This is a genomic window from Pseudomonas kitaguniensis, assembly GCF_049199985.1.
GTDB lineage: Bacteria > Pseudomonadota > Gammaproteobacteria > Pseudomonadales > Pseudomonadaceae > Aquipseudomonas > Aquipseudomonas kitaguniensis.
In genome coordinates this window covers 1-25,937 of sequence record NZ_JBLZPT010000040.1, presented here as the reverse complement: position 1 = coordinate 25,937, position 25,937 = coordinate 1, and the positions used below count along the sequence as shown (strand labels likewise).

Annotated in this window: 27 protein-coding genes and 1 riboswitch; of the genes, 16 read left to right on the top strand and 11 right to left on the bottom strand. The window is 59.7% G+C overall.

What is annotated here, in order from left to right:
* Positions 1-175 precede the first annotated feature (175 nt).
* From hisG to hisC, 3 genes are all read left to right on the top strand, one after another.
* Positions 176-811 (top strand): ATP phosphoribosyltransferase, encoded by a 636-nt coding sequence (gene hisG / locus ACOZK9_RS26665; RefSeq protein WP_027604802.1) that lies wholly within the window; start codon positions 176-178, stop codon positions 809-811.
* A 129-nt stretch (positions 812-940) separates the two neighbouring features.
* On the top strand, positions 941-2,263 hold the full coding sequence (gene hisD / locus ACOZK9_RS26660; RefSeq protein WP_058414312.1) for a histidinol dehydrogenase: 1,323 nt from the start codon (positions 941-943) through the stop codon (positions 2,261-2,263).
* 1 nt (position 2,264) lies between these two features.
* The gene (gene hisC / locus ACOZK9_RS26655; RefSeq protein ID WP_058414311.1) at positions 2,265-3,317 is read left to right on the top strand and encodes a histidinol-phosphate transaminase; all 1,053 of its coding nucleotides are present in this window, start codon (positions 2,265-2,267) and stop codon (positions 3,315-3,317) included.
* 722 nt (positions 3,318-4,039) lie between these two features.
* Here hisC and ACOZK9_RS26650 read toward each other — a convergent pair.
* The gene (locus tag ACOZK9_RS26650) at positions 4,040-5,314 is read right to left on the bottom strand and encodes a uracil-xanthine permease family protein (protein ID WP_058414310.1); all 1,275 of its coding nucleotides are present in this window, start codon (positions 5,312-5,314) and stop codon (positions 4,040-4,042) included.
* A gap of 2 nt (positions 5,315-5,316) precedes the next feature.
* Positions 5,317-5,955, bottom strand: coding sequence for a uracil phosphoribosyltransferase (upp, locus tag ACOZK9_RS26645; protein WP_058414309.1), 639 nt, complete (start codon positions 5,953-5,955; stop codon positions 5,317-5,319).
* Between the two features lie 165 nt (positions 5,956-6,120).
* Here upp and ACOZK9_RS26640 point away from each other — a divergent pair, with 165 nt between their 5' ends.
* Both ACOZK9_RS26640 and ACOZK9_RS26635 read left to right on the top strand, forming a co-directional pair.
* On the top strand, positions 6,121-6,678 hold the full coding sequence (locus ACOZK9_RS26640; protein ID WP_058414308.1) for a hypoxanthine-guanine phosphoribosyltransferase: 558 nt from the start codon (positions 6,121-6,123) through the stop codon (positions 6,676-6,678).
* 3 nt (positions 6,679-6,681) lie between these two features.
* The gene (locus ACOZK9_RS26635) at positions 6,682-7,149 is read left to right on the top strand and encodes a WbuC family cupin fold metalloprotein (RefSeq protein ID WP_058414307.1); all 468 of its coding nucleotides are present in this window, start codon (positions 6,682-6,684) and stop codon (positions 7,147-7,149) included.
* Positions 7,150-7,172: 23 nt separating this feature from the next.
* Here ACOZK9_RS26635 and ACOZK9_RS26630 read toward each other — a convergent pair whose 3' ends face one another.
* Positions 7,173-8,363 carry a M20 aminoacylase family protein gene (locus ACOZK9_RS26630; RefSeq protein WP_421556932.1) on the bottom strand — a complete coding sequence of 397 codons (1,191 nt, stop codon included), beginning with the start codon at positions 8,361-8,363 and terminating at the stop codon, positions 7,173-7,175.
* 165 nt (positions 8,364-8,528) lie between these two features.
* Here ACOZK9_RS26630 and ACOZK9_RS26625 point away from each other — a divergent pair, with 165 nt between their 5' ends.
* Positions 8,529-8,816: a PA4642 family protein gene (locus ACOZK9_RS26625; protein ID WP_122251451.1), complete on the top strand. Its 288-nt coding sequence runs from the start codon at positions 8,529-8,531 to the stop codon at positions 8,814-8,816.
* A gap of 77 nt (positions 8,817-8,893) precedes the next feature.
* Here ACOZK9_RS26625 and mqo read toward each other — a convergent pair whose 3' ends face one another.
* The 3 genes from mqo to ACOZK9_RS26610 form a co-directional block, all read right to left on the bottom strand.
* A complete protein-coding gene (gene mqo / locus ACOZK9_RS26620; RefSeq protein ID WP_421556931.1) occupies positions 8,894-10,402 on the bottom strand; it encodes a malate dehydrogenase (quinone) in 1,509 nt (502 codons plus the stop codon).
* Complete coding sequence (locus tag ACOZK9_RS26615) at positions 10,403-10,579, bottom strand: hypothetical protein (RefSeq protein WP_158231403.1); 177 nt, start codon at positions 10,577-10,579, stop codon at positions 10,403-10,405.
* A 546-nt stretch (positions 10,580-11,125) separates the two neighbouring features.
* Complete coding sequence (locus tag ACOZK9_RS26610; protein WP_421556930.1) at positions 11,126-11,359, bottom strand: hypothetical protein; 234 nt, start codon at positions 11,357-11,359, stop codon at positions 11,126-11,128.
* A 182-nt stretch (positions 11,360-11,541) separates the two neighbouring features.
* On the opposite strand from ACOZK9_RS26610, the gene ACOZK9_RS26605 reads away from it, so the two are divergent.
* Complete coding sequence (locus ACOZK9_RS26605; RefSeq protein ID WP_058414302.1) at positions 11,542-12,126, top strand: YajG family lipoprotein; 585 nt, start codon at positions 11,542-11,544, stop codon at positions 12,124-12,126.
* Positions 12,127-12,183: 57 nt separating this feature from the next.
* Here the strand turns inward: ACOZK9_RS26605 and ACOZK9_RS26600 are convergent, their stop codons facing one another.
* On the bottom strand, positions 12,184-12,393 hold the full coding sequence (locus ACOZK9_RS26600) for a hypothetical protein (RefSeq protein WP_058414301.1): 210 nt from the start codon (positions 12,391-12,393) through the stop codon (positions 12,184-12,186).
* Between the two features lie 183 nt (positions 12,394-12,576).
* Here ACOZK9_RS26600 and ACOZK9_RS26595 point away from each other — a divergent pair, with 183 nt between their 5' ends.
* Positions 12,577-12,834 carry a hypothetical protein gene (locus ACOZK9_RS26595; protein ID WP_058414300.1) on the top strand — a complete coding sequence of 86 codons (258 nt, stop codon included), beginning with the start codon at positions 12,577-12,579 and terminating at the stop codon, positions 12,832-12,834.
* 196 nt (positions 12,835-13,030) lie between these two features.
* On the opposite strand, the gene ACOZK9_RS26590 is transcribed toward ACOZK9_RS26595, so the two are convergent.
* Positions 13,031-14,194, bottom strand: a complete 1,164-nt coding sequence (locus ACOZK9_RS26590) for a 1-acyl-sn-glycerol-3-phosphate acyltransferase (RefSeq protein ID WP_172979346.1) — start codon at positions 14,192-14,194, stop codon at positions 13,031-13,033.
* 130 nt (positions 14,195-14,324) lie between these two features.
* Here ACOZK9_RS26590 and ACOZK9_RS26585 point away from each other — a divergent pair, with 130 nt between their 5' ends.
* The 4 genes from ACOZK9_RS26585 (at position 14,325) to ACOZK9_RS26570 (ending at position 16,378) form a co-directional block, all read left to right on the top strand.
* Positions 14,325-14,507, top strand: coding sequence for a CPXCG motif-containing cysteine-rich protein (locus ACOZK9_RS26585; protein ID WP_058414298.1), 183 nt, complete (start codon positions 14,325-14,327; stop codon positions 14,505-14,507).
* A gap of 11 nt (positions 14,508-14,518) precedes the next feature.
* Positions 14,519-14,779 (top strand): putative signal transducing protein, encoded by a 261-nt coding sequence (locus tag ACOZK9_RS26580; protein ID WP_058414297.1) that lies wholly within the window; start codon positions 14,519-14,521, stop codon positions 14,777-14,779.
* Between the two features lie 36 nt (positions 14,780-14,815).
* The gene (locus ACOZK9_RS26575; RefSeq protein WP_058414296.1) at positions 14,816-15,436 is read left to right on the top strand and encodes an SOS response-associated peptidase; all 621 of its coding nucleotides are present in this window, start codon (positions 14,816-14,818) and stop codon (positions 15,434-15,436) included.
* A gap of 123 nt (positions 15,437-15,559) precedes the next feature.
* Positions 15,560-16,378: a M48 family metallopeptidase gene (locus ACOZK9_RS26570; protein ID WP_058414295.1), complete on the top strand. Its 819-nt coding sequence runs from the start codon at positions 15,560-15,562 to the stop codon at positions 16,376-16,378.
* A gap of 126 nt (positions 16,379-16,504) precedes the next feature.
* Here ACOZK9_RS26570 and ACOZK9_RS26565 read toward each other — a convergent pair whose 3' ends face one another.
* The 3 genes from ACOZK9_RS26565 to ACOZK9_RS26555 form a co-directional block, all read right to left on the bottom strand.
* Positions 16,505-17,089, bottom strand: a complete 585-nt coding sequence (locus tag ACOZK9_RS26565) for a TMEM165/GDT1 family protein (RefSeq protein WP_421556929.1) — start codon at positions 17,087-17,089, stop codon at positions 16,505-16,507.
* 87 nt (positions 17,090-17,176) lie between these two features.
* Positions 17,177-17,297, bottom strand: a riboswitch (yybP-ykoY riboswitch).
* A gap of 50 nt (positions 17,298-17,347) precedes the next feature.
* Positions 17,348-18,346, bottom strand: coding sequence for a methyltransferase (locus tag ACOZK9_RS26560; RefSeq protein WP_421556928.1), 999 nt, complete (start codon positions 18,344-18,346; stop codon positions 17,348-17,350).
* A gap of 30 nt (positions 18,347-18,376) precedes the next feature.
* Positions 18,377-19,342: a 2-hydroxyacid dehydrogenase gene (locus ACOZK9_RS26555; RefSeq protein WP_058414292.1), complete on the bottom strand. Its 966-nt coding sequence runs from the start codon at positions 19,340-19,342 to the stop codon at positions 18,377-18,379.
* A gap of 84 nt (positions 19,343-19,426) precedes the next feature.
* Here ACOZK9_RS26555 and ACOZK9_RS26550 point away from each other — a divergent pair, with 84 nt between their 5' ends.
* The 4 genes from ACOZK9_RS26550 (at position 19,427) to ACOZK9_RS26535 (ending at position 25,700) form a co-directional block, all read left to right on the top strand.
* Positions 19,427-20,059, top strand: a complete 633-nt coding sequence (locus ACOZK9_RS26550) for a LysE family translocator (protein ID WP_122251447.1) — start codon at positions 19,427-19,429, stop codon at positions 20,057-20,059.
* Positions 20,060-20,413: 354 nt separating this feature from the next.
* Complete coding sequence (locus ACOZK9_RS26545; protein ID WP_122250825.1) at positions 20,414-22,096, top strand: fatty acid--CoA ligase; 1,683 nt, start codon at positions 20,414-20,416, stop codon at positions 22,094-22,096.
* Positions 22,097-22,429: 333 nt separating this feature from the next.
* Positions 22,430-24,292: a DUF1302 domain-containing protein gene (locus ACOZK9_RS26540; protein ID WP_058414289.1), complete on the top strand. Its 1,863-nt coding sequence runs from the start codon at positions 22,430-22,432 to the stop codon at positions 24,290-24,292.
* A 43-nt stretch (positions 24,293-24,335) separates the two neighbouring features.
* Positions 24,336-25,700 carry a DUF1329 domain-containing protein gene (locus ACOZK9_RS26535; protein ID WP_058414288.1) on the top strand — a complete coding sequence of 455 codons (1,365 nt, stop codon included), beginning with the start codon at positions 24,336-24,338 and terminating at the stop codon, positions 25,698-25,700.
* Positions 25,701-25,937 lie beyond the last annotated feature (237 nt).

Genomic DNA, 25,937 nt, shown 5'->3' with positions numbered 1-25,937 from the left:
GGGGTGGCCCCGCCCCCGGGGGTGGCCCCCACCGCCAAACCCCCCCCACCCCCCCCCCCAACCCCCCCCCCCCCCCCCCCGGCGCGGCCCCCCGCCCCCGCCCGCCGCCCCGCGCCCGCCCCCCCCCCCCCCCCCCCCAGGACAGTAATAGCCTGTTGAAGGACTGACGTTTTCCATGTTGACCATCGCACTGTCCAAGGGCCGCATCCTTGACGACACTTTGCCGCTTCTGGCTGAAGCGGGCATCGTGCCGACCGAGAATCCGGACAAAAGCCGCAAGCTGATCATCCCCACGACCCAGGACGACGTTCGCCTGCTGATCGTACGGGCTACCGACGTGCCGACTTACGTTGAACATGGCGCGGCCGACCTCGGCGTCGCCGGCAAAGACGTGCTGATGGAATACGGTGGCCAGGGTCTGTATGAGCCCCTCGACCTGCGTATCGCCCTGTGCAAGCTGATGACCGCCGGCCGTGTCGGTGACGTCGAGCCCAAAGGCCGCCTGCGCGTGGCAACCAAGTTCGTCAACGTCGCCAAGCGCTACTATGCCGAACAAGGCCGTCAGGTCGACATCATCAAGCTCTACGGCTCGATGGAGCTGGCGCCACTGATTGGCTTGGCTGACAAGATCATCGACGTGGTCGACACCGGTAACACGCTGCGTGCCAACGGTCTCGAACCTCAAGATTTTATTGCTGACATCAGCTCCCGCCTGATCGTCAACAAAGCTTCGATGAAGATGCAACACGCGCGTATCCAGGCATTGATCGACACCCTGCGCCAGGCAGTGGAGTCTCGACACCGCGGCTGACTCACCCGCGTAGCTGAAAGGCTGCGCCCGTCTATCCGCCTCATAGCCAGAATTCTCAGGTGCCCAAGCGGATCGGCTGCTAACGTTCGGCGCCTGAGCATTTTTTGCCAATCCTATGAGGCCCTCGCTATGACCACGTCCACTGCAATTGCCCGACTCAACGCTGCCGACCCGGATTTCGCCAAGCATCTGGATCATCTGCTGAGCTGGGAAAGCGTGTCCGACGACTCGGTCAACCAGCGAGTACTCGACATTATCAAGGCCGTGCGCGAGCGCGGTGACGCGGCACTGGTGGACTTCACGCGCCAGTTCGATGGCCTCGACGTGGCGTCGATGTCGGACCTGATCCTGCCGCGCGAGCGCCTGGAGTTGGCCCTGACGCGCATCACCGCGCCGCAGCGCGAAGCCTTGGAAGTCGCGGCAACACGCGTGCGCAGCTACCACGAAAAGCAAAAGCAGGACTCGTGGAGCTACACCGAGGCCGACGGCACCGTGCTCGGCCAAAAGGTCACGCCGCTGGACCGCGCCGGCCTATACGTGCCGGGTGGCAAAGCGTCTTACCCGTCGTCGGTGCTGATGAACGCGATACCGGCCAAAGTGGCAGGCGTGACCGAAGTGGTCATGGTGGTGCCGACCCCGCGCGGTGAAATCAACGAGCTGGTGCTGGCGGCTGCGTGCATCGCAGGTGTCGACCGCGTGTTCACCATCGGCGGCGCCCAAGCGGTTGCGGCTTTGGCCTACGGCACCGAAAGCGTGCCGAAGGTCGATAAAGTGGTCGGCCCCGGCAACATCTACGTCGCCACCGCCAAGCGCCATGTATTTGGCCAGGTGGGTATCGACATGATCGCCGGGCCTTCGGAAATCCTCGTGGTGTGTGACGGCCAGACCGACCCGGACTGGATCGCCATGGACCTGTTCTCCCAGGCCGAGCACGACGAAGACGCCCAGGCGATTCTGGTCAGCCCGGATGCCGAGTTCCTCGACAAGGTCGCCGCCAGCATCGATAAGCTGCTGCCAACCATGGAGCGTGCCGAGATCATCGAAAAGTCGATCAATGGCCGTGGCGCGCTGATTCTGGTGCGCGACATGCACCAGGCCATCGAAGTGGCCAACCGTATTGCCCCTGAGCACCTGGAACTGTCGGTGGCGGACCCGCAAACCTGGCTGCCGTCGATTCGTCACGCAGGCGCTATCTTCATGGGCCGCCACACCAGCGAAGCGCTGGGCGATTACTGCGCCGGGCCGAACCACGTGCTGCCGACCTCCGGCACCGCGCGCTTCTCGTCGCCGCTTGGGGTGTATGACTTCCAGAAGCGTTCGTCGATCATCTTTTGCTCGCCGCAGGGCGCTTCCGAGCTGGGCAAAACCGCCTCGGTGCTGGCCCGTGGTGAATCCTTGAGCGCCCACGCACGTAGCGCTGAGTACCGTATCCTCGACGAAAAAGGTAACTGAGATGAGCAAATTCTGGAGCCCCTTCGTCAAGGACCTCGTGCCTTACGTACCTGGCGAGCAACCCAAGCTGGCCAAGCTGGTCAAGCTCAACACCAACGAAAACCCCTACGGCCCATCGCCCAAGGCGTTGGCCGCGATGCAGGCCGAGCTGAATGACAACTTGCGCCTGTACCCGGACCCCAACAGCGACCTGCTCAAGCAGGCGGTGGCCAAGTATTACGCGATCGACGCAGGCAACGTGTTCCTCGGCAACGGTTCCGATGAAGTGTTGGCGCACATCTTCCACGGCCTGTTCCAACACGACTTGCCGCTGCTGTTCCCGGACATCAGCTACAGCTTCTATCCGGTTTACTGCGGCCTCTACGGCATCACGTCCGACCCCGTGCCGCTGGATGAGCAGTTCCAGATTCGTGCAGCGGACTACGCCAGGCCCAACGGCGGCATCATCTTCCCCAACCCTAACGCGCCCACCGGCTGCGTGCTGGCATTGGACGCAGTGGAGCAGATCCTCAAGGCCAGCCCGGATTCGGTGGTGGTGGTCGATGAAGCCTATATAGACTTCGGCGGCGACACCGCCATTAGCCTGGTGGACCGCTACCCGAACCTGCTGGTGACTCAAACCCTGTCCAAATCGCGCTCCCTGGCCGGTTTGCGCGTGGGCCTGGCCGTGGGCCACCCGGACCTGATCGAAGCGCTGGAGCGGGTCAAGAACAGCTTCAACTCCTACCCGCTGGATCGCCTGGCGATTGTTGGCGCGGCGGCGGCGTTTGAGGACCGTGAGTACTTCGAGAACACCTGCCAGCAAGTGATTGATAGCCGTAACCTGGTGGTTGCCCAACTCGAAGCTAAAGGTTTTGAGGTGTTGCCGTCAGCGGCCAACTTCATCTTCGCGCGCCACCCGCAACACGACGCGGCCGGCCTTGCGGCAAAGCTGCGCGAGCAAGGTGTGATCGTGCGGCACTTCAAGCAGGCGCGGATTGCCCAGTTCCTGCGCATCAGCATCGGCACGCCGGAGCAGAACCAAGCGCTGATTGATGGCTTGGGCGAGCTCTAAGCCACACTGAAGCTGTAAAAAATATGGGAGGTCCTGCTGCATCTTTGATGTGGCGCTGTCGCGCATCGGACTGGCTCGGGGTGTTGTTCAGGTTGGGTCTATATCCTTTATTTGGGTGATGGCTTATATCGGTTTCCTGCCGGGTTACCCACGGATTCAAGCCTGCGTGCGGCCATCGTGGTTTAACGGGGCGCTTCTCAGATCAAGATCACAAAGATCAAAAGCAAGAGCACGGCGGCCCGAAAGCCGACCTAAGTGGTTGAAGCAGAACAAAAGCAGTTTTGCATACACGGCAGATCTGCTTTTTTTGCTTTTTGTGGGAGGGGGCTTGCTCCCGATGGCAGCTTTACAGTTGATACATGAATTGACTGACCCACCGCCATCGGGAGCAAGCCCCCTCCCACAGTTTGACCGAGTTCTGCTTGAGGGATTAGGTCGGCTTTCGGGCCGCCCGCTCCGTAATATCGGAGTGGGCACACCGAGCTTAAGCGAGGTGCCGAGTGGTGGGGCAAGAGCGTTTTTTACTTTTGACTGGGCCGGCTTCCAGATGTTCAAAAGTGACCCGCCGTAAGGGCGGAACCCATACCCGTTATCACCCGAACAACGGATATGCGCTCAAAATCCAAGCCACAAACCTGAATAAACTTTAATAGCAAAAACAATAGCTTATTTGTAGTTTGCCAGGAGTGGGCTTGCCCCCATAGTTGGTTTCGCGGCGTCAGTTATAGCAGCGGCTCATCCGGCTTTTTGTTCTTCCAGCCGTCATTGCCCGGCAGCAGCAGGTTCAAACCAATCGCCACCACCGCACACAGGGCGATGCCCTTGAGGCCGAAGTCATCCGGGCCGGTGCCGGTGCCGACCAGCACACCGCCAATACCGAATACCAGGGTTACCGACACAATCACCAGGTTGCGCGCTTCGCCGAGGTCGATTTTGTGGCGGATCAGCGTGTTCATGCCCACCGCCGCAATCGAGCCGAACAGCAGGCACAGAATGCCGCCCATCACCGGCACCGGGATGCTCTGCAGCAGTGCGCCGAACTTGCCGATAAACGCCAGGCTGATGGCAAACACCGCCGCCCAGGTCATGATTTTCGGGTTGTAGTTCTTGGTCAGCATCACGGCGCCCGTGACTTCGGCGTACGTGGTGTTCGGCGGGCCACCAAACAGGCCGGCAGCCGTCGTGGCGATGCCGTCACCCAGCAAGGTGCGGTGCAAGCCTGGCTTTTTCAGGTAGTCGCGACCGGTCACGCTGCCCACCGCAATCACACCGCCGATATGCTCAATGGCCGGGGCCAGGGCCACCGGGACGATGAACAGAATCGCCTGCCAGTTGAACTCCGGCGCGGTGAAGTGGGGCAGGGCGAACCAAGGCGCGGCGGCGATCTTCGCCGTGTCGACCACGCCAAAGTAGAACGCCATGGCAAAGCCGACCAGCACGCCGGAGATGATCGGCACCAGGCGGAAAATACCTTTGCCGAACACCGCCACGATCAGTGTGGTCAGCAGCGCCGGCATCGAAATCAGCATCGCCGTCTGGTAATGGATCAACTCGGCACCGTCGCCGGATTTACCCATCGCCATGTTCGCGGCGATCGGCGCCATGGCCAGGCCGATGGAGATAATAACCGGCCCGATGACCACCGGCGGCAGCAGCCGGTCGATAAAACCGGTGCCTTTGATCTTCACCGCTAAGCCCAGAAAGGTATAAACGAAACCCGCCGCCATCACCCCGCCCATGGTCGCAGCAAGGCCGAACTGGCCCTTGGCGAGAATGATCGGCGTGATAAACGCAAAGCTCGATGCCAAAAATACTGGCACCTGGCGCCCGGTCACTACCTGGAACAGCAACGTGCCCAGGCCCGCGGTGAACAGTGCAACGTTTGGATCCAGGCCGGTGATCAGCGGCATCAACACCAGCGCGCCAAATGCTACGAAGAGCATTTGTGCGCCAGACAGGATCTGGCGCCAAAGCGGGTCATTGAAATCATCCTGCATGCTCACGCGTCCTTCTGCTTGGTGCCGAAGATCTTGTCACCGGCATCGCCAAGGCCCGGGATGATGTAGCCGTGTTCATTGAGGCGTTCATCAATCGAGGCGGTGTAGATTTGCACGTCCGGGTGGGCCTTCTCGACGGCGGCGATGCCTTCGGGCGCAGCTACCAGCACCATGGCGCGGATGTCTTTGCAACCGGCCTTTTTCAGCAGGTCGATCGTGGCAACCATGGAGCTGCCGGTGGCGAGCATCGGGTCGATGATCATTGCCAGACGCTCGTTGATTTCCGGGACGAGTTTTTCCAGGTAAGTGTGCGCCTGCAAGGTTTCTTCATTGCGGGCCACGCCCACGGCGCTGACTTTGGCGCCCGGAATCAGGCTGAGTACGCCTTCGAGCATGCCGATGCCTGCACGCAGAATCGGCACCACGGTAATTTTTTTACCGGCGATTTTCTCGACCTGTACGGTGCCGGCCCAGCCAGCAATCTCGTAGCTTTCCAGGGGCAAATCTTTGGTGGCTTCGTAAGTGAGCAGCGCTCCGACTTCCTGAGCAAGCTCACGGAAGTTCTTGGTGCTAATGTCGGCGCGGCGCATAAGGCCGAGTTTGTGTCGGATCAGCGGGTGGCGGATCTCGCGAGTGGGCATGGGAAAGGCTCCGGCGGCGGGCAAAAAAACCGGCTTAGATTAATCTATCCGAGGGTGTTGTCCTATAGACATCTAGTACGTTAGTCCATTAAGGCTTGAACGTTGCGCCTCACATGCGTACCTTTGCCCGCTTTTCTTGCCACAGCATCCACCTTGGAGAGCGCCATGTCCGCTGATCTCGAGCATATCCGTCAAATCATGCGCGAGGCTGACTGCCTGTACAGCGAAGCGCAAGTCGAAGCAGCGATCGCCAAGGTTGGCGCGCACATCACGCGTGAAATGGCCGACACCAACCCGGTGGTCTTTTGTGTGATGAACGGTGGCCTGATCTTCGCCGGCAAATTGCTCACGCATCTGCAGTTCCCGCTGGAAGCGTCTTACCTGCACGCGACGCGTTATCGCAACGAAACCACCGGCGGCGACCTGTTCTGGAAAGCCAAGCCGGAAGTCTCGTTCATCGACCGCGATGTGCTGATCATTGACGACATCCTCGATGAAGGTCACACCCTGGGCGCAATCATCGACTTCTGCAAACACGCCGGCGCGCGCAACGTGCACACCGCCGTGCTGATCGACAAAGACCACGACCGCAAAGCCCGGCCGGACCTGAAAGCTGATTACGTGGGCCTGCCGTGCATCGACCGCTACATCTTCGGTTATGGCATGGACTATAAAGGCTACTGGCGTAACGCCAATGGCATCTACGCCGTTAAAGGAATGTAATTGATGGTGCGCTTTCTTGATCAGACCCTGTTTGCCGAGCTGGCCGAGAAGGCCACCGAAAGCCCGCGTGGCCGACATCATCACAACTTTCACCAGATGGAAGAGCCGTGCCATCGCCTGGCCGTCGCGCTGCAGCCGAGCACTTATGTGCCGCCGCATCGGCACCTGAGCGCAGACAAGGCGGAGTCTTTGCTGGTGCTCAAGGGCAGCCTGGGTTTGTTGGTTTTCAGCGAGACCGGCGAAGTGCTCGCCAAGCGCGTCATGCAAGCGGGCGGCGAGTGCGCGGGCGTCGATGTGCCGCCGGGCGTGTTCCACGGCCTGGTGGTGCTTGCACCCGACACCGTGATGTTCGAATGCAAGGCCGGGCCATACCGTCCGGTGGGCGAGGGCGAGTTGGCGGACTGGGCGCCGCGCGAAGGCGATAGCGGCGTTGCCGAGTATCAGCGCTGGATGCGCGCTCAGTTCGATTGAGCCGTCGGCTGAGTCGCCAACAGTTATCGCGGTAGCCCTTGCTCCACCAATGAGGCCAAAAGCCCGGCACCCAGCGCAATAACGTTGTCGTTGAAGTCGTAACGGTCATTGTGCAGTTGGCAATCGCCTGCTCCGTCGCTGTGCGCGCCACCCTGGCCGAGGTAGATGTATGCCCCCGGCCGGGCTTGCAGCATGTACGAAAAGTCTTCGGCGCCCATGGTCAGCGGCTCATTGCACCTGACGTTTGCGCTGCCGACCAGGCTGCGTGCAACGTCGGCGGCAAACAGTGCCTCTTTGGTGTGGTTAACCGTTGCCGGGTAACCGCGCTGGTAGTGAAAAGTCAGTGTCGCACCAAACGCCGTCGCGATAGACCGGGCAATTTCACCCATTCGCCTTTCCAGCAGGTCGCGGTTGGCCTCGGTAAAGCTGCGCGCGGTTCCAATCATCTTCACGTGGGCCGGGATAACGTTATTGGCTGAGTGCTGGCTGGTTTCCAGGCTGGCGACCGTGATGACACCGGCTTCCAGCGGGTGCAGGTTGCGGCTGACGATGCTCTGCAGCGCAACGACAATATGGCTGGCGACCAACACCGGGTCGATGGCCATATGCGGGATCGCGGCATGCCCGCCGCGACCGATTACCACCATTTCAAAGCTGTCTGCCGCGGCTTCTACAGGGCCGGGCTGAACCGCAATCACCCCGGCCGGGTAGTCCGGGTTGTTGTGCAGGGCGTACACCGAATCTACCGGGAAACGTTCGAATAAGCCTTGCTCGATCATCACCTGTGCACCGCCGTCGCCTTCTTCGGCGGGCTGGAAGATCACCACCGCAGTGCCGCTGAATTGGCGTGTTTGCGCGAGGTAGCGGGCCGCCGCCAGCAGCATCACCGTGTGCCCGTCATGGCCACAGGCATGCATCAGGCCGGGGTGCACCGAGCGATGCGCGAATTCATTGGCCTCACGCATCGGCAGGCAATCCATGTCGGCTCGCAGGCCCATGCTCGGGCCAGGTTTGGCGCCATGAATAACCCCTACGACACCGGTGCCCGCCAGCCCCAGGTGAACGTCAATACCCAGCGCCTGCAAAAAGGTCGCAACAATTTTTGAGGTCCTGTGTTCGTCAAAGCCCAGTTCGGGGTGGGCGTGCAGGTCACGCCTCAGTGCGGTGAGTTCTGTAAGGTAGGGTTCGATGGCCGCGACTGGATTCAAAGGCATTTTTGGATTCTTCTTGTTTTGGGTGAGCCCAAACGCTACAGGGTGCGAAGGGAACAGGGTGCAAGGTAGTGCAACTAAACGTGTCTGCTACCGGCGCCTACACAAGCTCGCGCCCCGCAGGTAGACTTCAGGCCCCGTGTAAATGTCTGCAGGCTGGAGTCGGTAATGCGTAAAGATAAGCAACAGGTGATTGGTGACGAGATCGGCGACGATCAAATCAAGTTGTTCCTGGCTTTCGAGCCGGTTGACGCGACTTCACCATCCCTGCACAAACTGATCAAAGCCTACCGTGGCCTGCGTATCGATGACTTTGAGCGTTTCCTGGGCTTTTTCAAGGAAGCCGGCCTTGACCTCGACGGCAAGGACGAGCACGGCCAGACGTTTGTTGAAGTGATCAAGGACCAGCGCAACGCCGCCGAGTACATCGAGCTGATCGAAAAAGCCCGCGGCTGATTCCCGGGCATAAAAAAACGCCCGACGCTCATCATGAGCGCCGGGCGTTTTTTATTGCCCTCCCGCAGGAGGCAGCCTCAAGCGTAGCTTTCGGCCTCGTTGCTTTGCTCAACCAGTTCCAGGCTGATGTTGTTCTGCGCATTAACCTTGCGATACAGCTCGGCATCGGTTTCCAGCAGTTTTTCGCGCGCCGGGAAAATCTCTTGCAGCTTGGCCGCCCAGTCACCGGCAGTTTTGGCCGGGAAGCAGCGTTCGATCAGTTCCAGCATGATCGACACGGTGACTGATGCGCCCGGGGAGGCGCCGAGCAGCGCTGCCAGCGAGCCGTCTTTGGCCGCGACCAGTTCGGTGCCAAATTGCAGCACACCGCCTTTTTTCGGGTCTTTCTTGATGATCTGCACGCGCTGGCCGGCCACTTCCAGACGCCAGTCTTCAGCTTTCGCTTCGGGGTAGAACCGGCGCAGCGATTCCAGGCGCTGTTCCATCGACTGGCGCACTTCGCTGACCAGGTACTTGGTCAGGTCCATGTTGTCGCGGGCCACGGCCAGCATTGGGCCGATGTTACCGGCGCGAATCGACAGTGGCAGGTCGAGGAACGAGCCGTGCTTGAGAAACTTGGTGGTGAAACCGGCATACGGTCCGAACAGCAGGGACTTTTTGCCATCGACCACACGCGTGTCCAAATGCGGCACGGACATGGGCGGCGAACCCACCGCAGCCTGGCTGTAGACCTTGGCCTGGTGGTGTTTGACCACTTGCGGGTTATCGCAACGCAGCCACTGGCCGCTGACCGGGAAACCGCCAAAACCTTTGCTTTCTTCAATGCCCGAGGCTTGCAGCAGCGGCAGCGCCGCGCCACCGGCGCCGAGGAAGACGAACTTGGCGTCGATTTCACGGCTGTCGCCCGTGTTGACGTCCTTGATGCTCACGGTCCAGCCCGCGCCGTTACGCGTGAGGCCGGTCACGCGTTTGTTGTACTTGACCTGGGCGTCCGGCGCGCTGCTCAGGTGGCTGAGCAATTGATTGGTGAGTGCGCCAAAGTTGACGTCGGTGCCGTTCATCACGCGGGTGGCAGCGATTTTTTCGTCGAGCGGGCGGCCCGGCATCATCAGCGGCATCCACTCGGCCATCTCGTTACGGTCTTCGGTGTAGTGCATGTCCGAGAACGCATGGTGCTGGCTGAGGGTTTCAAAACGCTTCTTGAGGAAGGACACGCCTTTTTCGCCCTGCACGAAACTCAAGTGCGGCACCGGGCTGATAAAAGATTTGGACGAGCCAAAGGTGCTCTTTTTGGTCAGGTACGCCCAGAACTGCTTCGACACCTCAAACTGAGTGTTGATGTGCACCGCTTTTTTGATGTCGATAGAACCGTCGCCCGCCTGCGGGGTGTAGTTCAGCTCACACAGGCCGGCGTGGCCGGTACCGGCGTTGTTCCACGGGTTGGAACTTTCCGCGGCACCCGAATCCATCAGCTCAACGACTTCCAGCGTAAGGCCGGGGTCGAGCTCTTTGAGCAGTACGGCCAGGGTGGCACTCATGATGCCGGCCCCAACCAGTACTACGTCGACTGCTTCGTTATGCGCCATTTAACGCGTCTCCAAAATCTGCAGCACCAAATTGTCGGCATGGCTGCCAGGAGTGACGGGGCGGTTCACGTATTGCCCCAGGTTACCCATGGCCAGGATCGCCATGTCCGATTCGCAATTCTTTGCAACTTCAGCGCACGCGTCCTGCCGGGCTAATTTGCCTATGAACGCATTCATGGGCGCCTGTGGCAATTCGACTTATGGTCAACGCGTGCGATTTGTGCAATCAATCCGTAGCGGACAGGCTCAAGCTCCGGTGTTTGAGGCGTGCTCGGTCCTGTGTGGTTGGGCTGTTCCAGACGCTGATGGTGCTTGTACAAACGCCAAACTATTCATTTGCTCGCCACACTCTTGTGAAGTTGTGAAAACCCGTTTTTTCACGCTCTTTTGAAGACGTGAACCTCAAAAAAGGGCTGCCCAGCCTGGCACCTGGCCCGCAAACCTCTGCCGACGCGCGGCAAAACGGGCAAACAACTCAAGTGGCCGAGCGCAATGGCAGCTCTGGCAGATTCGGTAAAGAGGGGAGGTTTGCAAAAAAACAGCAAGCACGCCAGCTTCACTCGATCTGTGTGGGCGGCTCTCTGTGGGCGATTTTGGGGCTAATGCCGAGGCATTAACGATGCTGCGAGGCCCGATCAGGAGACGTCCTTATAATCGGGGGGAGATTGTAGCGAAGAACGCCGGGGAAATGGGCGTGTTTTATGACTTTTATTAGCGCTGCGGTCAGGAAGCCATCGAGTGCCGGGTTTGCGCGTGCATTACCTTGGGGCTGACCCGGGCACTCGTCGGCAGCGGGCGGTGCATCCAGCCGATATGAGTCTCCGACACTTCCACCCAGCCTTCGCCGACAGGCGGCAGGGTGCACTGCTTGAACGCCAGGCAATAGCCACACGCATCAAGCAGCGCGTAGTTGCGGTGACGAGGGTGTTGCATAAACAATGACTTGAGAAGGCGCATGGCGGTGTACCTGTTTCGTTACATGCTCAGAGCTTGTCAGTCTGCCATGACACTCGAATGACGGATTTATGCGAAATTGTAATTTGAGCATCGCTTCAGCTGCCGTTCAGGATGGCTGGTGAGTGGCGCGCGTGCACCGTTATACTGGCGGCCTGTTTGCATCTAGTCCTGGAGAAATGAGTATGTTGCAACGCCTGTTGTTCGGTTTGATCACTGTGACCAGTTTGACCCTGGTTGGCTGCGCCAACAGCCCGCAACAACTCAGCCCGCAACCTAAAGTCACCGCACAGTTGGCGGCCGTGGGCCACGGCCAGCCAGTGTCGGTGCGGGTAGTGGATGGTCGCCCGTCGCCGACCTTGGGTTCGCGTGGCGGCCTGTACCCGGAGACCGCGCTTATTTCGGTGACCGGCCAGGATGTGCTGCCCAAGCTGCAAGCCCAGGCTGAGGCCGCCGTGCGCCTGCTGGGGTTCACCCCAACCAACTCGCCGGGCGCGCCGCAATTGACCGTCACCCTGGCCGAACTCAAGTACCAGTCGCCCAAACAGGGCCTGTATGTGACTGAAGCGTCTATCGGCGCGACGTTCAAGTCTGACGTCAGTGCCGGCACTCGTCGCTACAGTGGCCGTTATGCTGCCTCGCTGAATCAGCGCTTCGGTATGTCGCCTAACGAGGAGACCAATACCAAGTTGGTCAGCGACGTGCTGAGTGATGCCCTGACTCGCCTGTTCAAAGACCCGAGCATCGGCCAGTTGCTCAGCGCGCAGTAACCGTTGCAAAAAAAACCGGGCTCAGCAATGAGCCCGGTTTTTTTACGCCTGGCGCTTTCAGGCAGCCGTTTCTACGTAGAAGTCCAGCATGCTCACGCCCGTCAGCAAATCCAGCTCCGGCAGGTCGGCATGTTGGTGCCCGCCGAGTGCGCAATAGACCAGCCAGTGGCGATCCTGAACGTTGAATGCGAGGCCGCCGACCAACGCTTCCTGCTCATCGTTTTGGGCGATCAGATACAGCCGATCCTGGTTTTGCGCATGCAGCATGACAAGCTCCCGAGCGTTCGAAGGGCAACAGAGTGGCTTGTTAAGGTGACGTTCAGGTGACGCTGTAAATTACTCGATACATTATTGGCGAGTGGGGGAGGGAGCGTTTAAGTGGAGGGACGCCACTGTCGTTCAGGTTTGTATCTGAATCGATACCCAGACACTGATGCACCGAGGTTTGCGATGGCGCTGTCCGCACTGCTGATTAATGCTGTGGCTTTATTGGTGGCCTGCCCGGGGGCAGCGCTGCTGTCTGTGACGCGTTTGCGTGAGCAACGTGCGATGGCGGACTTGACCGCGCAGAGTGAAGAGCGCGCGATTGATCAGCCGATGTTGTTTCTGGATGTGCGTACCGAGCGGGCGCACCGGTTGGCTTACCGCGTGGGGTTTGCTTGCCTTGGGCTGGCGCTGGTGGTGTCCTGGGTTAGTGCGCACCTCTGAGGGGGCTGCACAAGCCATGATCGTTCCCACGCTCTGCGTGGTAATGCGCCGACCTGGGCGCTCTGCGTCCCGTTGCGATGCAAACCGCTCGGTACATCAGGTGTACCGAGTTGAGGCTATCGCGAGCAAGCCCGCTCCCACACAAGCCCGCCCGCACACAGGCCTGCTTCCACACAGGCCTGCTCCTACACATTTTTTACAGGGCTAGCCCTGCCTTTACCCGGTACTGATTACGCACGGGCGTGGCGTATTGCACCACCAGATACGGCCGATGCTCGGGCGGGCATTGGTTCAAGCGCCGCTCCCACTCCGCTGTCGCCTTGGCCAACTCGTCGGCCGGGAATACGTCGGCTGCGGTGGGCACCTGCAATTGCGGGTCGGCGTCGCTCCACTGCGCGTACGCCAGGTAGTGCACCGGGAATAACCGATAACCGCCGAGAATCTGCCGATCCATTTCTATGGCCAGCACCTTGGTGTCTTCGAAACGCTCGGTGATCGGCGGTGCAAAGTTCACGTGCACGCGGCCCTTGTAGCCGGTGATGCCCAAGGCAATGCTCACATCGTCCTCGCCGGGCGCTTTGCTGTAGGTGCCGGTGGTGGCGCGGATATACAGCTCGCGGGCTTTGGCGGTGTCGCACGGGTCGTATTCGTAGCTGATCGACACCGGCGTCAGGTTCAACGACTGGATCACCTCGGCGAACGGCTCGTCTTTGCGGCTGACGTGGAACATCTTGAGGATCGCCGACTCGGTGCGATCATCGCCATCCTTGGCTCGGCCTTCGGCCTGGGCTATCCAGATCGACTGGCAATCGTTGCGGATCGAATGGTTGATATAGGCCGACAGCAAATTGAACGCCGCCATTTTTTCCTTTCGCCCGGTGATCGAGCGGTGCACGATAAAACTCTTGTTCAGGCGCATCAGGTCGCTGACAAATGGCTTTTGCAGCAAATTGTCGCCGATCGCGATGCGCGGTGTCGGCAGGCCGGCGTGGTAGACCGCGTAGTTGACGAAGGCCGGGTCCATTACGATGTCGCGGTGGTTGGCCAAAAACAGGTACGCGGTGCCCGACTTGAGCTGCTCGACGCCGGTGTAGGTCACCCCGTCGGTTGCACGGTCGATGGTGTGGTCGACGTAATACTCGACTTTGTCCTGTAGGGTCGCCACCGTGGTGACGCCGGCGAACTCACGGCGTAATTTGCGCGCGATCATAGGCTTGAGCAACCAGCCCAGAGCGCCTGCGAACCGCGGGAAGCGGAAATGGGTCAGGATGTCTAGAAAGGCCTTGTCACTGAACAAACGTGCCAGCACTGCCGGGACTTCGCTGTCGTTGTAAGGTCGGATGGTATCGAATTCGCCCATCATGCTCTCTTGTTAGAAACGGCTAGGGTAAGTAAAGGAAATATCGGCAGGCGGCAAAAGTTTGGCTCTGCCGGGAATAGCCCTGTAAATAGACCGGCGATTATACGCACAAGTCACTTGGGAGACCGTGATGCTGGAAACCGAGCCGTACGATTGTCCTTATTGTGGTGAGCCCGCCGAGGCGGTGTTGGACCTTTCTGGTGGCGATCAGTCATACATAGAGGACTGCCCGGTGTGTTGCCGGCCGATTAATTTCACCCTGCAAACGGATGGGCAAGAATGGATGCTTGAAGTCCATGCCGAGAACGACTGACAGGTGCGCCTATGCAGCGAATTTACGAACCTGAAAACCTGATGGAAGGCGAGCTGCTGCAGCAGATGCTCGCCAGCGAGGGCATCGAGGCGCACCTGGTGGGGCGCCATTTACTCGGTGGCACCGGCGAGCTGCCGATTTTTGGCCTGCTGGGGCTGGAGGTCGGCAACGACCAGGCCGCCTATGCCCGCGAGCTGATTACCGCCTACATCGGTGCGCAGCCGCTACCTGGCGAAGAACCCGACAGCTTCCCCGACGTGTTGGTCTGTTAGGCTGTCGGTCGGTTTACCCAAGAGTCGTGTTACCCCATGTGTGGACGTTATGCCCTGTTTCGCTGGAACCCCACGTTTGCTGCCTTGCCGGGCTTTCCGGCCGACCAGCAGGCCCAGTGGAACATCTCCCCCAATGATTCGGTGCTGATTCAGCGCGCCACCGACGGCCAGCACACCCTGGCCCGCGCCCGCTGGGGCCTTACGCCGCCTTGGCTGACAGACCTGTCGCGCACCCCGGCTCACGCCCGCGCAGAAACCCTCGCTGAGCAACCGATGTTTCGCGAAGCCTTTCGTCAGCGCCGCTGCCTGCTGCCGGCCAATGGTTTTTACGAATGGCGTGGCACGTTGCGCAAGCGACCTTACTGGCTGACGCCGGGTGAAGGTTCGACGCTGTTTTTTGCCGCAATCTGGGAAGCGTATCCGGTGCAGGAGCAGGTATGGCTGAGCACGGCGGTGGTCACCCAGGCTGCGCAGAGTCAGCGCCGGCCATTGATTCTGGATGCGGCGGGGCAAGCGGCCTGGCTGGACCCCGAAACCCCATTGCCGGTGTTGCAGAGCTTGCTGGCGAGTGAGCCGGCGGCGCTGCGCGAGCGCGTGCTGGCGAATATGGTGAATGATCCGAAATTGAATGGCCCGGAGTGTTTGACGCCGGGTTGACAGGTCGCGCGCGCTATCAGCGTGTGGGATGTATCGGTTATTGGGCGGTTACACGTCTTTTGTATCTGGCGCCGATACACATGACCGCCTACGATACGCGCCATGTTTTCAGGGAGCGTGTTCATGAAGAAGTCATTGGTCGTAAGTGGGTTGTGTGCGGCGCTGCTGCTGGCCGGTTGCCAGTCGGTTAATACCACCAGCGGCGGGGCCGTTGGGGTCGAGCGCAAGCAGTACATGTTCAGCATGCTGTCGAGTCAGGAAGTCGACCAGATGTACGCCCAGTCTTATCAAAAGACGTTGGGTGAGGCGAGCGGCAAAGGCATGGTCGACAAGACCAGCGCCAACGCCAAGCGTGTACAGGCGATTGCCGACCGCTTGATCGCCCAGGCGCCGAACTTCCGCCCGGATGCGGCGCAGTGGAAGTGGGAAGTCAACCTGATCAAAAGCGACGAGATGAACGCCAACTGCGGGCCTGGCGGCAAGATCTTCGTGTACAGCGCGTTGATCGATAACCTCAAGCTTACCGATGACGAACTGGCTGCGGTGATGGGCCATGAAATCGCGCATGCCCTGCGCGAACACGGGCGTGAAGCCATGTCCAAGGCTTACGGCATCCAGATGGCCAAGCAGGGCGCCGGTGCCTTGTTCGGTCTGGGCCAGGACAGCCTGGCGCTGGCCGATACCGTGGCCAACTACGGCATGACCTTGCCCAACAGCCGCGCCAATGAAAACGAAGCCGACCTGATCGGCCTCGAACTGTCGGCCCGCGCCGGTTACAACCCGAATGCGGCCATCACGTTGTGGAACAAAATGGCCAAGGCCTCGGAAGGTTCGCCACCGGAGTTCATGAGCACGCACCCGGCTTCCGACAGCCGAATCGCCTCGTTGCAGGCGGCGATTCCGAAAGTGATGCCGCTTTACCAGCAAGCCAGCAAGTCCTGACGGGGCGAACGGCAAGAAGCAAGCCGCAAGCCGCAAGAAGCAAGCTACAAGCCGCAAGAAACGGCGCTGCTTCTTCTTGCAGCTTGCAGCTTGCAGCTTGCCGCTTAAAGCTTGCCGCTTTTAAAGCTAGATCCAACCGCTGCTCTGCATGGCTTTGTAGACCGCCACCACTGCGAGGATGAAAAACGCCGTAGCCGCCAGTCGACGGATCAGCTTCAACGGCAGTTTATCCGCCGCAAAATTCCCCGCCAACACCACCGGCACGTTGGCAATCAGCATGCCCAGCGTGGTGCCGATGATCACCAGCCACAGCTCCGGGTATTGCGCCGCCAGCATCACCGTGGCGATCTGCGTTTTGTCACCGATTTCTGCGAGGAAGAACGCAATCAGCGTGGTCAGGAACGGCCCGAACTTGCGTGTGGTACTGGCTTCGTCATCGTCGAGTTTGTCCGGCACCAACGTCCACAGCGCCGTGGCGCAGAAGCTCGCCGCGAGTATCCAGTGCAACACTGCATCCGAGAAGAAGCTGCCGAACCAGGCACCCACGGCACCCGCGGCGGCATGGTTGGCCAGGGTCGCGGCGACGATGCCGGCGATGATCGGCCAGGGTTTGCGAAAGCGTGCGGCAAGTATGAGCGCGAGCAATTGCGTCTTGTCGCCGATTTCGGCCAAGGCAACGACTGCGGTAGGGACGAGCAGAGAATCCAGCATCAGGTAGGTTCCAGGGGCGGGTCGACACGGCTATGACACGTACAGCCTTCCCGCCCCGGGTAAGGTGTGCGTGTCATAGGTCTTGTCAAACCCCGGCCCGTCTGTGCGGACTCCTGGGTCGCATACGCCATGGTCTGTTGACCAAGTATGTTGACGTATGCCGGACGAGCGTGGGCTCGTGGGAGACTACTCCCCTAGGACGGAGCGGATTCTGCCTAGGCAAAATCCATTCGGCAAGCCTTCATTGGGAAAAATATTTCAGGGCCGCTTGGCACGATAAATGCGAAAACCCTGGCCTTGCGCCTTGACTGCGCACACGCCCAAGTGCTCTTCGATCAGCGGTTGATACTTCAGGAAGCTGTTCGCAACCAACCGAAGTTCGCCGCCTTTTGCCAGATGTTTGCCTGCTTTTCGCAGCAAGTTCTCGGTCGCTAAATAGTCGGTGTGCACCCCGACATGAAACGGCGGGTTGCTCAAAATCGCGTTCAAACCCATTGGCGCAGCGTCAATCCCATCACCGGTCAACACCTCGGCTTCCAGGCCATTGGCCGCCAATGTCAGGCGGCTGCTGGCAGCGGCGAAGGCGTCCACGTCAAGCATCGTGACGGTGTTATGCGGGTACCGGCGTTTTACCGCCGCCCCCAGCACGCCGGCGCCGCAACCGAAGTCGAGCAAATGGCCGCTGGGCAATTTATCCAGATGCCTCAGCAACAGCGCCGTGCCGCGGTCCAGCCGGCCATGGCTGAATACGCCCGGCAAGCTCACCACCTTGAGTGGCCCATCGGCCAACGGCACCTCGAAGACTTGGGCGAGGCTTTCCAGTCCGACCGCTTGCGGCGCGTTGGCCACGGTGATCTGCCACAGTTGGCAGTGCCGCGCGTTATCCAGCTTGCGCGGTTTGCCGAAGGGGCTCATCTGCTTGGCGGCGCTTTCGATACCGCTTTTTTTCTCGCCCACCAGGTACAGCTCGGCGCCGGGCAGGCGCGCGGCCAAGGCGTTGAGCAGGTAGTCGGTGAGGTCTTTGGACTTGGGCAGGAAAATCACCGCCGCATCAAATGCCCGCTCGGGCACGTTCACGCCAAACTGGCTGCGCTCGGGGAAGCGCGCGTCGAGCGCCGCCTGGTCACCGGCATGCCAGCTCCAGCCGTGCGCATTGGGCAAGCGGCCGAGCAAGTCGTCGGCGGGCAAACCTGCCAGCAGCACGTTGCCTTGAAAAAGTTCGGCCTGACGAAGCAGTACTTCACTGCGCGGATCCATGGTCTGCTCCTTGAAAAGGGGCGCAGTTTATCAACTGACGACGCGCAGCGGGGCGCCGCTGAAAAAGCCTCGGGCGTTTTCGGCCAATTGGCCGACGATTCGTTGCCGCGCCTCGCGGCTGCCCCAGGCGTTGTGGGGTGTGACGATCAGCCGAGGGATGTCGGCGGCCAGCAGCGGGTTGCCCTGCACTGGCGGCTCCACGCTGAGTACATCGGTGGCCGCGCCGCCCAAATGGCCGCTGCGCAAGGCGTCGGCCAGTGCCTGTTCGTTGATTAAACCGCCGCGCGCGGTGTTCACGACAAACGCGCCCGGCTTGAGCAGCGCCAGCTCACGCGCGCCGATAAAGTCGCGCGTGTGTTCGTTCAGCGGGCAATGCAGGGTCAGCGCATCCACTTGCCCGAGCAGTTCATTCAGCGGCACGCGGTCGGCGCGGGCAGGGCGGCCAGGAATCGCGCCGAGCAGCACGCGCATGCCGAAGGCTTCGGCCAGCCGTGCCACGGCACTGCCCAGTTCGCCATGCCCGAGCAGGCCGAGGGTTTTGCCTTGCAGCTCGACGATCGGATGGTCGAGCAGGCAGAACTGCTTGGCCTGTTGCCACTTGCCGGCGCCGACGTCGCGTTGATAGTCCTGCAAACGTGTGGCCAGGTTGAGCAACAGCATGATTGTGTGTTGCGCCACCGACGGCGTGCCGTAGCCCTGGCAATTGCTCACGGTAATACCCTGGGCGCGTGCAGCTTTGAGGTCGACGTTATTGGTGCCGGTGGCCGACACCAGAATCAGCTTGAGTTCAGGGCACGCCGCCAGGGTTTGCGTGGTGAGGGCGATCTTGTTACTGATCACCACGTGGGCGCCTTGCAGGCGCTCCAGTACATTTTGCGGCGTGGTGTCGGTAAACAACTCAAGCTCGCTGAAGCTGTTGTGCAACTCGCTGAGGTCGAGGTCGCCCAGGTCCAGCGACGGGTGATCAAGGAAGACGGCGCGGCGATTGTTCGTCATCAACTGTACCTTTTGCGAGAGGGTTCGAAGGCGTAATCTGCCGAGCCTATCAGATGGGTTAATCCGTTACGCAAGGGAGTGAGCATGTACGCCGCCGAGTTTTTAACCGTAGCCTTGATTCACTTGTTGGCGGTGGCCAGCCCTGGCCCGGATTTCGCCGTGGTGGTGCGCGAAAGTGTGACCCATGGCCGCCGCGCCGGAACCTGGACCGCGCTGGGCGTGGGTTCGGCGATTTTCCTGCACGTGGGCTACTCGTTGCTCGGTATCGGTTTGATCGTGTCGCAATCAATCGTGCTGTTCAATGCGCTGAAATGGGCGGCGGCGGCGTACCTGCTGTACATCGGCTTCAAGGCCCTGCGCGCGCAGCCGGCCAAACCTGTCGCCGAAGGTGATTTGCAGCCTGAAGTGGGCGAGCGCACGCCGCGTGGGGCGTTTACCGCAGGTTTTGTGACTAATGGTTTAAACCCTAAAGCCACGCTGTTTTTCCTGTCGCTGTTCACTGTGGTGATCAATCCGCACACGCCGCTGGCGGTTCAGGCCGGTTACGGCGTGTACCTGGCGGTGGCGACGGCGTTGTGGTTCTGTCTGGTGGCGATGCTGTTCAGCCAGCAGCGCGTGCGTGCCGGCTTTGCACGGATGGGGCATTGGTTTGATCGAACCATGGGCGCGGTGTTGATTGCCATTGGTGTGAAGCTGGCGTTTACCAGCATGAAATGACCAAGGCCCTGGCGGTGTGTCAGCCAAGTATTTTTCAACGCCCGAAAGCCGACCCAATCCCCCAAGCAGAACTCGGTCAAACTGTGGGAGGGGGCTTGCTCCCGATGGCGGTGGGTCAGTCAATTCATGTATCAACTGTAAAACTGCTATCGGGAGCAAGCCCCCTCCCACAAAAAGCAAAAATCTGCTGTGTACTCCACACCCGTTTTTGATCTGCTTTAGCCTTGGATAATGGCGCAAAGCTAGCATTCATTGGGGTCTGCAAATCATTCCTTTGGCTGATTTAGCTGAAACATAACGTCTCTAAAGTGAGGTGCTTCAAGCCAAGACGTGCCGTCATAAAAAGGGATTCCTATGTTGCAGACCCGTGTTATCCCGCCCGCCGAAGGCGCTTACCAATGCCCGCTGTTGATTAAACGCCTGCTGATGTCCGGGGCCCGCTACGAGAAAACCCGTGAAATCGTCTACCGCGACAAACTGCGCTACTCCTACCCGACACTGATCGAGCGGGTTGCCCGCTTGGCCAATGTGCTGACCGAAGCCGGGGTCAAGGCCGGTGACACCGTGGCGGTGATGGACTGGGACAGCCACCGCTACCTGGAATGCATGTTCGCCATCCCGATGATTGGCGCAGTGGTCCATACCATCAACGTGCGCCTGTCACCGGAACAAATCCTCTACACCATGAACCACGCCGAAGACCGCTTTGTGCTGGTTAACAGCGAGTTCGCAGGGCTCTACCAAGCCATCGCCGGGCAATTGACCACGGTGGACAAAACCCTGCTGCTGACCGACGCCGACTCCAACACCTGCGAGCTGCCCAACCTGGTCGGCGAATATGAAACCCTGCTGGCGGCCGCCAGCCCGCAGTACGACTTTCAGGATTTCGACGAAAACTCGGTCGCCACCACCTTCTATACCACCGGCACCACCGGCAATCCCAAGGGCGTGTACTTCACCCATCGCCAACTGGTGCTGCACACCCTCGGCGTGGCGACCATCATGGGCAGCATCGACAGCGTGCGTCTGTTGGGCACCAACGATGTGTACATGCCGATCACGCCGATGTTCCACGTGCATGCCTGGGGCCTGCCGTATGTGGCGACCATGCTCGGTTTGAAACAGGTTTACCCCGGCCGCTACGACCCGGAATACCTGGTGGAGTTGTGGCGCAAGGAAAAGGTCACGTTCTCTCATTGCGTGCCGACCATCCTGCAAATGTTGCTCAACGCCAAGGCTGCGCAAGACGTCGACTTTGGCGGCTGGAAAATCGTCATCGGCGGCAGCGCGCTAAACCGCTCGTTGTATGAAGCGTCCAAGGCGCGTGGCATTCAATTGACCGCCGCTTACGGCATGTCCGAGACCGGGCCGTTGGTGTCCTGCGCCCACCTCAACGAAGAACTGCTGGCCGGCACCGAAGACGAACGCACCAGTTACCGCATCAAGGCCGGCGTGCCGGGGCCCTTGGTGGAAGCGGCGATTGTCGATGGCGACGGTCACTTCCTGCCCGCCGATGGCGAGTCTCAAGGCGAGTTGGTGTTGCGTGCGCCCTGGCTTACCGAAGGTTATTACAAAGAGCCGCAAAAGAGCGCCGAGTTGTGGGCCGGTGGCTGGATGCACACGGGCGATGTGGCCACCCTCGATGCCTTTGGCGTGATCGATATTCGCGACCGCATCAAGGACGTGATCAAGACCGGCGGCGAATGGATCTCTTCACTGGCCCTCGAAGACCTGGTCAGCCGCCACCCGGCGGTACGCGAAGTAGCGGTGGTGGGCATCGCCGACCCGCAATGGGGCGAGCGCCCGTTTGCGTTGCTGGTGCTGCGTGATGGCCACGTGATAGGTGCTCGCGAGCTTAAAGAACACCTCAAGCCGTTTGTCGAACTGGGCCATTTGAGCAAGTGGGCGATTCCAAGCCAGATCGCCGTTGTTACTGAAATTCCCAAGACCAGTGTAGGAAAACTCGACAAAAAACGTATCCGTATCGACATCATTGAATGGCAGGCCAACAACAGCACGTTCCTCTCCACCCTTTGAAACACTGCAGCGTGCCCTTTTGGGCACGCACTGCTCTATCTCGCGCCTTCACTTGTGATTTTAAAATTTTCAGCCATCCTTCTCGCGTCGACCTTCGTCGGCGTGGCGAAAGGGCTGTGGCAGACGGGTTGGTGATGCAAATCACACTTTAGAGGGATCAAGCGGTACCCCCTGCTGGCTATAGTCCCAACCAGAGTTTTGCAAGGATGTTGCGCTTCGGGCCATGGGGGCCTGGTTGCCGAGCGGCATTGGAATAGTTGTATTCCGGCCGTTACATGCATCCAAGAAGCAAGAACTCACTGCCATAACAATAATGCACATGGAGTAGCGTCGATGACCTCAGTAAACCAGTTCTGGCGCCGGGCAAAACTGCCCCTGGCCGTCAGTCTCGCTTCTACGCTCGCCGGGCCCGCATTCGGCGTCAGTTTTAATATCGGTGAAATCGAAGGCAGCTTCGACTCATCCCTGTCGGTGGGGGCGAGTTGGTCGACTGCCGGTCGGAATAAAGACCTGATCGGTGCCAACAACGGCGGCAAGGGGTTATCGCAAACGTCTGATGACGGTCACTTGAACTTCGACAAGGGTGATTCCTTCTCAAAGATCTTCAAGGGTATCCATGACCTTGAATTGAAATACGGTGACACCGGCGTGTTCGTGCGTGGCAAGTACTGGTATGACTTCGCGCTTCAAAACGAAGACCTGGATTTCAAAAACGTCAGCAACAACAACCGCAAAGAGGGCGCCAAGTCCTCTGGCGGGCAGATTCTTGATGCGTTCGTCTACCACAACTACAGCATCGCCGATCAGCCGGGTAACGTGCGGTTCGGCAAACAAGTGGTGAGCTGGGGTGAAAGTACGTTCATTGGTGGCGGTATCAACTCCATCAACCCAATCGATGTGTCCGCATTCCGTCGTCCGGGCGCCGAGATCAAGGAAGGCTTGATTCCGGTCAACATGTTCTATGTGTCGCAGACCCTCACCGACAACTTGTCGGCCGAGGCGTTTTATCAGTTGGAATGGGACCAGACCGTAACGGATAACTGCGGTACGTTCTTTTCACAGCCCGACATCGTTTCCGACGGTTGCTCCAACAACCTTAGAGTGTTGAATAAACGCTCGACTATCCCGGCGGCATTTTTGCCGGCACTGGCAGCACGCGGGGTTGATATAAACAATGAAGGTGTTCTGGTGCGACGCGGCGCTGACCGTGACGCGCGTGACAGCGGCCAGTGGGGCGGTGCGCTGCACTACAATTTCGAACCGCTCGACACCGAGTTCGGCGCGTTTTTCATGAACTATCACAGCCGCGCGCCGATTTTCAGCGCACAGGGCGCTTCCCGCGCTGCGTTCGCCAGCGCCGCGCAATTAGGCCAATTAGCGCCGCTGGTGGTGGCGGGTAACTCCAACTACTTCATCGAATACCCTGAAGATATTCGCCTGTACGGCTTGAGCTTTTCCACGACCTTGCCCACAGGCACCGCGTGGAGCGGTGAGTTGAGCTATCGCCCGAACGCGCCGGTACAACTGAACTCAACCGACATTCTGTTTGCGGGCGTGAAACCGCTTGGCGGCCCGGTATTGGGCAATGCTTCGTTGCTCAACGGCGTCCCTGGCCAAGACTTGCACGGCTATCGTCGTAAGGAAATCACCCAGTTCCAAACCACGTTTACGCACTTCTTCGACCAAGTGATGGGCGCTACTCGCCTGACACTGGTAGGTGAAGTCGGCGTGACCCATGTGGGCGGTTTGGAAAGCAAGTCTGACGTTCGTTACGGGCGTGACCCGGTGTTTGGCCCAGGCACTTTGCCGAATGGCGCGTGTGCTGCGTTGAACACCTCCACCGCTAACGGTGCGGGCCTTCCCAATTCCAATGGGCTGAACACCAACTGCAATAACGATGGCTTCACCACGGCAACTTCCTGGGGCTATCGCAGCCGTGCCATCTGGGAATACCCGGATGTGTTTGCCGGTGTAAACCTTAAGCCCAACGTTGCATGGTCCCACGACGTCAAAGGCTACTCGCCAGGCCCTGGCGGCAACTTTGAAGAGGGCCGCAAGGCCGTCAGCATGGGCGTCGACGCCGAATACCAGAACACCTACACCGTTAGCCTGAACTACACCAACTTCTTTGGTGGCAAGTTCACCACCGTGGATGACCGTGACTTCATCGCTTTGAGCGCCGGTGTGAACTTCTAAGCACACTCTTTTCAAGCTGTATGTTTTCAGGAAGAGCCAGACTATGAAAATAACTAAAAATCTGTTGCAGGTGAGTGTGCTGGGGTTGTCGATCATGGCGGGCAGTGTGATGGCCGCCGTCTCGGCCGATGAAGCCGCAAAACTGGGCACCAGCTTGACCCCGATGGGCGCCGAAATGGCCGGTAACGCGGCAGGCACCATTCCTAAATGGTCGCCGCTGCCAACCAACGCTGGCGCGGTGGACGCGCGTGGTTTCCTGGCCAACCCGTATGCCAGCGAACAGCCGCAATTCATCATCACCGCGAAGAACGTGGAGCAGTACAAAGACAAGCTGGCGCCGGGGCAGTACGCGATGTTCAAGCGTTACCCGGACACCTTCAAAATGCCGGTGTACCCAAGCCATCGCGGCGCCACGGTGCCGGCTGATGTGTTTGCCGCCATCAAGAAAAACGCCACCACCACCAACCTGGTGTCGGGCGGTAACGGCCTGGAAAACTTCGAAACCGCCGTACCGTTCCCGATTCCGAAAACCGGTGTGGAAGTGATCTGGAACCACATCACGCGTTACCGCGGCGGCAGCGTGACGCGCCTGGTGACCCAGGCCACGCCACAAACCAACGGCTCGTTCAGCTTGGTGTACTTTCGCGATCAGTTCGTGTTCCGCGACAAAATGAAGGACTTCGATCCAAAAAATCCGGGCAACGTGCTGTTTTACTTCAAGCAGCAAGTGACCGCGCCAGCGCGTCTGGCCGGTGGCGTGCTGCTGGTGCATGAAACCCTGGACCAGGTTAAAGAGCCGCGCTCTGCCTGGGTTTACAACGCCGGGCAGCGCCGGGTACGGCGCGCGCCGCAAGTGTCGTATGACGGCCCGGGCACCGCCGCCGATGGCCTGCGTACTTCGGATAACCTTGACATGTATAACGGCGCTCCAGACCGTTATGACTGGAAGCTGGAAGGTAAAAAAGAGATCTATATCGCGTCCAACAGCTACAAGATCGATGACCCGAAGCTTAAGTACGCAGACATCATCAAGGCGGGCCACATAAACCAGGACCTGGCACGTTATGAACTGCGCCGCGTTTGGCATGTGGTTGCGACCTTGAAGGAAGGTCAGCGTCACATTTACGCCAAGCGTGACTTCTTTATCGACGAAGATACCTGGCAAGCGGCGGTGATCGATCATTACGATGGCCGTGGCCAGTTGTGGCGCGTTGCTGAAGCGCATGCCGAGAACTATTACGATAAACAAGTACCTTGGTACGCGATCGAAACCCTGTACGACCTGCAGTCTGGCCGTTACTTGGCATTGGGCATGAAGAACGAGGAGAAGCAGGCGTATGACTTTGGTTTTACCGCGACTACCAGCGACTTTACCCCTGCAGCATTGCGCCAGGACGGGGTTCGCTAAGCCGAACTAGCGAGTGTTCACCTGTGCGAGGCGCTACTGCACTTTGACGTAGCGCTGTCGCGCAGCAAACGGGCTTGCGGGCGGCCATCGTGGTTTAACGCGGCGCTTCTCAGATCAAAAGCACGGCGGCCTGAAAGCCGACCTGAGTGGTTGAAGCAGATCAACAGCGCTTTTGTGGGAGCGGGCTTGCTCGCGATTGCGGTGTGTCAGTTGAAAAGTACTTATCTGATATACCGC

Excerpts from the sequence above, each read along its gene's own strand:
- upp (WP_058414309.1), bottom strand. The coding sequence starts at position 5,955 with ATGCCCACTCGCGAGATCCGCCACCCGCTGATCCGACACAAACTCGGC.
- ACOZK9_RS26615 (WP_158231403.1), bottom strand. The coding sequence starts at position 10,579 with ATGAATGCGTTCATAGGCAAATTAGCCCGGCAGGACGCGTGCGCTGAA.
- ACOZK9_RS26635 (WP_058414307.1), top strand. The coding sequence starts at position 6,682 with ATGGTGCGCTTTCTTGATCAGACCCTGTTTGCCGAGCTGGCCGAGAAG.
- ACOZK9_RS26550 (WP_122251447.1), top strand. The coding sequence starts at position 19,427 with ATGTACGCCGCCGAGTTTTTAACCGTAGCCTTGATTCACTTGTTGGCG.
- ACOZK9_RS26630 (WP_421556932.1), bottom strand. The coding sequence starts at position 8,363 with ATGCCTTTGAATCCAGTCGCGGCCATCGAACCCTACCTTACAGAACTC.
- ACOZK9_RS26535 (WP_058414288.1), top strand. The coding sequence starts at position 24,336 with ATGAAAATAACTAAAAATCTGTTGCAGGTGAGTGTGCTGGGGTTGTCG.
- ACOZK9_RS26595 (WP_058414300.1), top strand. The coding sequence starts at position 12,577 with ATGGCGCTGTCCGCACTGCTGATTAATGCTGTGGCTTTATTGGTGGCC.
- ACOZK9_RS26605 (WP_058414302.1), top strand. The coding sequence starts at position 11,542 with ATGTTGCAACGCCTGTTGTTCGGTTTGATCACTGTGACCAGTTTGACC.
- ACOZK9_RS26540 (WP_058414289.1), top strand. The coding sequence starts at position 22,430 with ATGACCTCAGTAAACCAGTTCTGGCGCCGGGCAAAACTGCCCCTGGCC.
- ACOZK9_RS26580 (WP_058414297.1), top strand. The coding sequence starts at position 14,519 with ATGCAGCGAATTTACGAACCTGAAAACCTGATGGAAGGCGAGCTGCTG.
- ACOZK9_RS26625 (WP_122251451.1), top strand. The coding sequence starts at position 8,529 with ATGCGTAAAGATAAGCAACAGGTGATTGGTGACGAGATCGGCGACGAT.
- ACOZK9_RS26590 (WP_172979346.1), bottom strand. The coding sequence starts at position 14,194 with ATGGGCGAATTCGATACCATCCGACCTTACAACGACAGCGAAGTCCCG.
- ACOZK9_RS26600 (WP_058414301.1), bottom strand. The coding sequence starts at position 12,393 with ATGCTGCATGCGCAAAACCAGGATCGGCTGTATCTGATCGCCCAAAAC.
- hisD (WP_058414312.1), top strand. The coding sequence starts at position 941 with ATGACCACGTCCACTGCAATTGCCCGACTCAACGCTGCCGACCCGGAT.
- ACOZK9_RS26650 (WP_058414310.1), bottom strand. The coding sequence starts at position 5,314 with ATGCAGGATGATTTCAATGACCCGCTTTGGCGCCAGATCCTGTCTGGC.
- ACOZK9_RS26610 (WP_421556930.1), bottom strand. The coding sequence starts at position 11,359 with ATGCGCCTTCTCAAGTCATTGTTTATGCAACACCCTCGTCACCGCAAC.
- ACOZK9_RS26640 (WP_058414308.1), top strand. The coding sequence starts at position 6,121 with ATGTCCGCTGATCTCGAGCATATCCGTCAAATCATGCGCGAGGCTGAC.
- ACOZK9_RS26545 (WP_122250825.1), top strand. The coding sequence starts at position 20,414 with ATGTTGCAGACCCGTGTTATCCCGCCCGCCGAAGGCGCTTACCAATGC.
- ACOZK9_RS26560 (WP_421556928.1), bottom strand. The coding sequence starts at position 18,346 with ATGGATCCGCGCAGTGAAGTACTGCTTCGTCAGGCCGAACTTTTTCAA.
- hisG (WP_027604802.1), top strand. The coding sequence starts at position 176 with ATGTTGACCATCGCACTGTCCAAGGGCCGCATCCTTGACGACACTTTG.
- ACOZK9_RS26565 (WP_421556929.1), bottom strand. The coding sequence starts at position 17,089 with ATGCTGGATTCTCTGCTCGTCCCTACCGCAGTCGTTGCCTTGGCCGAA.
- ACOZK9_RS26585 (WP_058414298.1), top strand. The coding sequence starts at position 14,325 with ATGCTGGAAACCGAGCCGTACGATTGTCCTTATTGTGGTGAGCCCGCC.
- hisC (WP_058414311.1), top strand. The coding sequence starts at position 2,265 with ATGAGCAAATTCTGGAGCCCCTTCGTCAAGGACCTCGTGCCTTACGTA.
- ACOZK9_RS26575 (WP_058414296.1), top strand. The coding sequence starts at position 14,816 with ATGTGTGGACGTTATGCCCTGTTTCGCTGGAACCCCACGTTTGCTGCC.
- ACOZK9_RS26570 (WP_058414295.1), top strand. The coding sequence starts at position 15,560 with ATGAAGAAGTCATTGGTCGTAAGTGGGTTGTGTGCGGCGCTGCTGCTG.
- mqo (WP_421556931.1), bottom strand. The coding sequence starts at position 10,402 with ATGGCGCATAACGAAGCAGTCGACGTAGTACTGGTTGGGGCCGGCATC.
- ACOZK9_RS26555 (WP_058414292.1), bottom strand. The coding sequence starts at position 19,342 with ATGACGAACAATCGCCGCGCCGTCTTCCTTGATCACCCGTCGCTGGAC.